The sequence below is a fragment of the Streptomyces marokkonensis genome, from assembly GCF_039539045.1.
GTDB lineage: Bacteria > Actinomycetota > Actinomycetes > Streptomycetales > Streptomycetaceae > Streptomyces > Streptomyces marokkonensis.
In genome coordinates, this window is the sequence record NZ_BAABCQ010000281.1 from 1 (window position 1) to 5,405 (window position 5,405).

Below are 5,405 nucleotides of genomic sequence, written 5' to 3' on the forward strand. Positions count from 1 at the left end.
GTCCGGCAGCCAGCAGGTTCTTCGCCGCGTTCACGTCCCGGTCGTGGGTCGTGCCACAGCTCTCGCACGTCCAGGTGCGCACGTGCAGCGGCATCGCCTTGGCGAGGGTGCCGCAGTGGGAGCACAGCCTGGAGGAGGGGAAGAAGCGGTCGACCGCGATCACTTCCCGCCCGTACCAGGCGGCCTTGTACTCCAGCAGGCTCCGGAACTCCGACCATGCCGCGTCACTGATGGCGCGGGCCAGACTCCGGTTCCTGACCATGTTCCGCACGGTCAGGTCCTCGATCACGAGCGTTTGGTTCTCACGCACGAGACGAGTGGTCAGCTTGTGCAGCCCATCACGCCGCCGGTCGGCGATCCGGGCGTGGATCCTGGCGACCTTCTGCCGGGCCCTGGCCCGGTTCGCGGATCCCTTGGCCTTCCTCGCCAGGCGGCGCTGGGCCAGGGCGAGGCGGGTGCGGTCGCGACGCTCGTGGCGGGGATTGGCGATCTTCTCCCCGGTGGAGAGGGTCAGCAGGTGGTCCAGACCGACGTCGATTCCCACGGCCGCACCGGTGGCGGGCAGCGGCCTGACGCCAGGGTCGTCGCACAGCATCGACACGAACCAGCGGCCGGCCGCGTCCTGCGACACGGTTACCGTGGAGGGCGTCGCCGCCTCCGGGAGCGGACGCGACCAGACGATGTCCAGCGGCTCCGCCATCTTCGCCAGGGTCAGCTTCCCGTCGCGGAAGCGGAACCCACTGGTGGTGTACTCGGCCGACCTGCGGGACTTCTTCTTCGACTTGAAGCGCGGGTACCTGGCGCGCTTGGCGAAGAAGTGGGTGAACGCCCCCTGCAAGTGCCTGAGCGTCTGCTGAAGCGGAACCGAGGAAACCTCGCCCAGGTACGCCAGTTCCCCGGTCTTTTTCCACGCCGTCAGCATCGCCGACGTCTGGTTGTAGTTGACCCGCTCCTGCCGCGCCCACGCCTCCGTACGGGCGGCCAGCGCCATGTTGTAGACCTTGCGGACGCAGCCGAACGTGCGCGACAGCTCAGCCGCCTGCTCGTTCGTGGGGTGGAAGCGGTACTTGAACGCCCGCTTCACCTGCGCCGTAGCCATGCTCACAAACTAGCGTCACGACAGGTGAAGCACAACCCGCGGGTCAGAGCACGGTCTTTCGCCTTGACGGCGAAGCCCGCTCCTTGCCCTGCTCCGCAGGAGTTTCGTTCCTCCCCCGGCTGAAGGCGGGGGTATCCACGAAAGGAAATCAGATGAACGGGTTGGAGCCGGGCGATCCCGAATGGATCGGTACCTACCGATTGCTCGGCAGGCTCGGTGAGGGCGGCATGGGACGGGTGTACCTGGCGCGTTCCGACCGGGGCCGGACGGTGGCCGTCAAGGTCGTCCGTGAGGAGCTGGCCCGCCAGCCCGACTTCCGGCGGCGCTTCGCCCAGGAGGTGAAGGCGGCGCAGCGCGTCGGCGGCGAGTGGACCGCGCCCGTGCTGGACGCCGACACCCAGGCGCCGACCCCCTGGGTCGCCACCGGTTACGTCGCCGGGCCCTCGCTCGCCGAGGTCGTGGACCAGCAGTACGGGCCACTGCCCCCCGCCTCCCTGCGGGTACTGGCGATGGGCCTGCTGCGGGCGCTGCAGACCATCCACGGCGCCGGCATCGTGCACCGCGACCTCAAACCCTCCAACATCCTGGTGACCATCGACGGTCCCCGCGTCATCGACTTCGGCATCGCCCGCGCGCTGGACGTGTCCACACAGTCCGCGGAGGGGTTCACCCGCACGGGGGCCGTCGTGGGCTCGCCGGGGTTCATGTCCCCCGAGCAGGTGCGCGGGGAGAAGGTGTCGTACGCCAGCGACATCTTCTGCCTCGGCGCGGTGCTGGCCTACGCCGCGACGGGCCGGATGCCCTTCGGTACCGACGAGGGCGGGATGCACTCGCTGCTCTTCCGCATCGCGACCGAGGAGGCGGACCTCTCCCGCGTACCCGGCCCCTGGCAGGCGCTGGTCGCGTCCTGCCTGGTCAAGGACCCCGCCAAGCGCCCCACCCCGGACGAGCTGCTGACGTCGATCGAGGACCTGGAGGGCGCGGACACCGCACGGAGCGGTGCGTGGCTGCCCGGCGAGGTACTGGCGGAGCTGGGCCGGCACGCCGTGCAGCTCCTGGACAGCGAGGATCCGGAGAAGCGGGTGCCGGTCGGGGCGCCCGCCGCGGGTTTCGGCCCGCCGCCCACCGCCTTCGGCCCGTCGACGCCCCCGGGGCCGATCCCCGCGCCCTACGGTGCCCGGCCGGGACCCGAGCAGTCGCCGGCGTACGCGACGCCCGTCCCGGGGCCGGCCTCCGCCTCACCCGCCCCCTCCCCGTATGCCCAGCGGCGCGTACGCCCGCTCCGGGGCCTGGCCCTGACCCTGAACGCCCTGCTCGGCGTGTACGCCCTGCTGCTGCTGGCCCGTAGCGTCGCCCTCTGGGAGGTGTTCACCGAACTCAGCCGTCACGACGACGCGAAGACCCCGAGCGACATCGGGAGCTTCGACGACTGGGTGCTCGCGACCGACCTGCTCGACGGCCTCGGCGGGCTGGTGATGCTGGGGGTGGCGGGCATGTGGGTGTGCTGGTTCCGGCACACCTGGCTGAACGCCGACGCGATCGCGCCGGGCCGTATCCGCTACGGCCCCGGTCTGGCGGCGGGCGCCTGGTTCATCCCCGTCGCCAACTTCTACCTGCCCAAGCAGATCGCCAACGACATCTGGACGGCGACGACCGGCCGGCCGAAGGGCGCCGGGCGGTGGCTGCTGCACACGTGGTGGTGGTTCTGGCTCGCCCACTTCGTGATGTTCATGAACGACTCGGTTCAGGTGTGGAACGAGGACGACAGTATCGAGGGCGCCAAGGAGACGATCCTCAACTCGCACTCCGCCAACGTTGTCGGCATCGTGAGTGCCGTGTTCGCCGTGATCCTGGTCTCCCGGCTCACGACGCTCCAGCGGGCCCGCACCGCCCAGGCCGCCTGAGCGGCGCGGGGCGGGGCGTGTCGCGGAGCAGGGCGCGACGGCGTTCGGCCGGAGCGGCGTCTCACGGGCTCTGTGGCCTGCCGTCCCCGTACAGCCAGTCCTCCCAGATCCCCGTGAAGTCCTCGTCCGGCGCCGACTTCTCCACGTACGCCGTGAAGTCGTCGGTGTCCGCGTTGCCGTGGCGGTGGTCGGTTGCCCAGCCACGGAGGAGGTCCAGGAAGGCCTCGTCGCCGACCGTCTGTCGGATCTTGTGCAGGACCATCGCGCCGCGCTGGTAGACGGGGCCGGCGGAGATGTGTTCCGCGTCGGGCGGGTCCGCGGGCGGGAACGCCCAGACCGAGTCGTTCGCGTCCTCGTCGGGGTAGTAGGTCCCGTCGTAGAGCGCGTCGAAGGTCTCCTGTGCGGTGTCGCCGCCCTCGTCCTCCTCCCACAGCCATTCGGCGTAGGTGGCGAAGCCCTCGTTGAGCCACATGTCCCGCCAGGTCTTCGGGCTGACGGAGTTTCCGTACCACTGGTGGGCGAGTTCGTGGACGAGCAGGACGGTGTCGGGGGCGCCGGGGAAGTAGGGCCGGTTCTGGGTCTCCAGGGCGTAGCCGGCGTCCTCGACGCGGTCGACGATCGCGCCGGTGGAGGAGAAGGGATACGGGCCGAAGTTCTCCTGGGCCCACTCCATGACCTCGGGAATCCGCCCCAGGACCGCCCGGCTCGCGTCGGCCTGCTCCGGGTCGACGGCCGTGTACACCGGCAGGCCGTCGTCGGTGGTGGAGCGGTCGGTCTCCCAGTCGCCGATGGCGACCGTGGCGACGTGGCTCGACATCGGCTCGGCGGTGTGCCAGGTGAACGTCGTGCGGCCGTCGCGGGTGGTCTCGCCCGTCAACTCACCGTTGGAAACGGCTCCCAGGCCCTCCGGCACCGTCACCGAGAGATCGTAGGCGGCCTTGTCGGAGGGGTGGTGGTTGCCGGGGAACCAGGCCATCGAGCCCGTCGGCTCACCGAGCCCGACCGCGCCGTCGGCGGTGGGCAGCCAGCCCTCCTCGGAGCCGTCCGGGTCGGTCACGGTCACGGGGCCGCCGGAGTAGCGGACGGTCACGCGGAACGTCTCCCCGTCGTTCAGCTCGTCCGCCGGGCGGACGGTCAGCTCCTGTCCGGCCCGGTTGAAGCGGGCGGCCCGGCCCTCGACGGTGACCTTCTCGACGTCCAGGCCCTTGAGGTCGAGGTTGAAGGCGGACAGTTCCCGGGTGGCGCGGGCGGTGACCGACGCGGTGCCGGTGAGGTGCTCGGCGTCGGGGTCGTAGGCCAGGGTCAGGTCGTAGTGGCCGACGTCGTAGCCGCCGTTGCCCGCCTTCGGGAAGTACGGGTCACGCACACCCGAGCCGCCGGGGGTGCCGTCGACGCCACCGCCACCGCTGCACGCCGCGAGGACGGCGACGGTGGCGGCGGCTACGAGCGGGCGGGCGATGCGCACGTCGTGATCCTATGAGTCGTTTCACGTGAAACGCCCGTTGAGGCTGCCCGGTGGGACCACCTCTTGGAGCTGCTGCGGGGCGGCCCGGGGGAGGCAGGCACCGCGAAGGCCCTCCACGCACGCCGGGAGGGGCTCCACGCACGCCGGGAGGGGCTCCACGCACGCCGGGAGGGGCTCCACGCACGACGGAGGCCCCCACGCACGACGGAGGCCCCCCGGCGCACGACCGGGAGGCCTCCGTGCGAGCGAACGAGCGGGTGAGTGTCTGACGTTCACCCGAACGAGCGGGTGAACGTCAGACGCTCACACCGAAGTCCTGGGCGATGCCCACCAGGCCCGAGGCGTAGCCCTGGCCGACGGCGCGGAACTTCCACTCGGCGCCGTTGCGGTACAGCTCGCCGAAGACCATCGCGGTCTCGGTGGCCGCGTCCTCGGAAAGGTCGTAGCGGGCGATCTCGGCGCCGCCGGCCTTGTTGAGGATGCGGATGTAGGCGTTGCGCACCTGGCCGAAGTTCTGCGAACGGTTCTCGGCGTCGTAGATCGACACCGGGAAGACGATCTTCTCGATGTCGGCCGGCAGGCCGGCCAGGTTGACGTTGATCGCCTCGTCGTCGCCGGCGCCCTCACCGGTGCGGTTGTCACCGGTGTGGGCGATCGTGTTGTCCGGCGTCTGCTTGTTGTTGAAGAACACGAAGTGGCCGTCGGAGTAGACCTTGCCCTCCGTGTTGACCGCGATCGCGGACGCGTCGAGGTCGAAGTCGGTGCCGGTGGTGGTACGGACGTCCCAGCCGAGCCCCACGGTGACTTCGGTCAGGCCCGGAGCCTCCTTGGTGAGCGAGACGTTGCCACCCTTGGACAGGCTTACAGCCATTGTTGGGAGTCCCTTCCCTCGTTTACGTACGGCAAGAAAGCTACAGCTACCCCCATGAACGTCGAG

4 protein-coding genes are annotated in these 5,405 nt (G+C 70.4%); 1 reads left to right on the forward strand and 3 read right to left on the reverse strand.

Features of this window, described 5'->3' with window-relative positions; translation table 11 throughout:
* On the reverse strand, positions 1–1,099 hold a 1,099-nt coding region (locus tag ABEA26_RS34660), incomplete at its 3' end, for an RNA-guided endonuclease InsQ/TnpB family protein (protein WP_345597875.1).
* Positions 1,100–1,251: 152 nt separating this feature from the next.
* Here ABEA26_RS34660 and ABEA26_RS34665 point away from each other — a divergent pair.
* Positions 1,252–3,003, forward strand: a complete 1,752-nt coding sequence (locus ABEA26_RS34665) for a protein kinase domain-containing protein (RefSeq protein ID WP_345597877.1) — start codon at positions 1,252–1,254, stop codon at positions 3,001–3,003.
* Between the two features lie 61 nt (positions 3,004–3,064).
* On the opposite strand, the gene ABEA26_RS34670 is transcribed toward ABEA26_RS34665, so the two are convergent.
* Positions 3,065–4,468, reverse strand: a complete 1,404-nt coding sequence (locus ABEA26_RS34670; RefSeq protein ID WP_345597879.1) for a M1 family metallopeptidase — start codon at positions 4,466–4,468, stop codon at positions 3,065–3,067.
* 295 nt (positions 4,469–4,763) lie between these two features.
* Positions 4,764–5,339 (reverse strand): TerD family protein, encoded by a 576-nt coding sequence (locus ABEA26_RS34675; RefSeq protein ID WP_345597881.1) that lies wholly within the window; start codon positions 5,337–5,339, stop codon positions 4,764–4,766.
* Between the last annotated feature and the right edge of the window lie 66 nt (positions 5,340–5,405).

Coding starts and splice junctions, on each gene's coding strand:
- ABEA26_RS34665 (WP_345597877.1), top strand. CDS start 1,252: ATGAACGGGTTGGAGCCGGGCGATCCCGAATGGATCGGTACCTACCGA.
- ABEA26_RS34675 (WP_345597881.1), bottom strand. CDS start 5,339: ATGGCTGTAAGCCTGTCCAAGGGTGGCAACGTCTCGCTCACCAAGGAG.